We start from the raw sequence: 1,239 nt of genomic DNA, 5'->3' as shown, positions 1-1,239 counted from the left end.
GGCATCGACCTGGCGTCGGTGCGGCGGTTCAAGCGGTACCGAAGATAGGGCAGGAAGGCGCATAAATGATGGCTTCGCGCAGGGTTCCAAGATATAATCTAAGCTATGCAAGTGACGGATTGTACAGCGAAAAAACCGGTCTCCAGCGAGGCCGATCCCGCCGTTGTCATCCAGTCCCTCCAGTCGGCTCTCAAGGCCTCCCGATCCGAGATCGCCGCTCTCAAGCAACAGCTCGACTGGTTTAAACGCCAGCTGTTCGGGCGCAAGTCCGAGAAGCGCATCATCGAGCATCCGGACCAGCTCGATCTGAGCGCCCTGCTGGGCGAGGCGTCCCCATCAGCCGAGTCGGAACCCACCGAGAAGATCACCTATACCCGCCGCAAGCCCAAACAGCGGCGCGAGGACGATGTTACCGACACCGGCCTGCGATTCGGCCCGGATGTGCCAATTGAGGTGATCGAACTGTCGGCGCCCCAGCTCGAAGGCCCGGAGGCCGACCAGTACGAGGTGATCGACTTCAAGATCAGCCGCCGCCTGGCGCAGCGCCCCGGCAGCTACGTGGTGCTGGAGTATCGTCGTCCTGTGCTGCGGCACAAGCCCAGCGCGAGCCTGATGGAAGTGCCGGCCCCCTCGGCGGTGTTCGAGGGCAGCCTGGCCGATGTCAGCCTGTTGGCGGGACTGCTGATGGACAAGTTCTGTTACCACCTGCCACTGTACCGCCAGCATCAACGGCTCAAGGATGCCGGGGTCACCCTGAGCCGATCCACCCTGACGAACTACGTTCAGCGGGCCATCGTGCTGCTGCGTCCCATCTACGATGCCCAGTGGGAGCACATCCTGCAGAGCCGGGTGCTGGCCATGGACGAAACGCCGATCAAAGCCGGCCGTAAGAAGAAGGGCCAGATGAAAGCCACCTGGTACTGGCCGATCTATGGAGAGAATGATGAAATCTGCTTCACCTGGTCGGATAGTCGGGGTAGCGCACACATCGAACAACAGCTCGAGGGTTTTGCCGGCGTGCTGCTCAGCGACGGCTATGCCGCCTATGACCGCTATGCCAGGAACAAACCGCAGATCACCCAGGCTCAGTGCTGGGCGCACACTCGGCGTTACTTCGAGCGGGCGAGCAAAAGTGATCCTGCAGCAGAAGAAGCGCTCACACTGATCGGCGGCCTCTACCGGGTAGAACAGCAGATCAGGGATAAGGAACTGGCGGGTGAGGAGAAACTCGCCTACCGC

1 protein-coding gene is annotated in these 1,239 nt (G+C 61.4%); it reads left to right on the top strand.

The window, feature by feature from the left end; translation table 11 throughout:
• Positions 1–111 precede the first annotated feature (111 nt).
• Positions 112–1,239: IS66 family transposase (gene tnpC / locus ACOCD2_RS20585; RefSeq protein WP_419596303.1), on the top strand; the 1,128-nt coding region annotated here is incomplete at its 3' end.

It is taken from the genome of Thiolapillus sp., from assembly GCF_048562965.1.
Taxonomy (GTDB): domain Bacteria; phylum Pseudomonadota; class Gammaproteobacteria; order Chromatiales; family Chromatiaceae; genus Thiolapillus; species Thiolapillus brandeum_A.
Note: the sequence above shows the minus strand (reverse complement) of the source record. Positions and strands in the feature narration are given on the sequence as shown.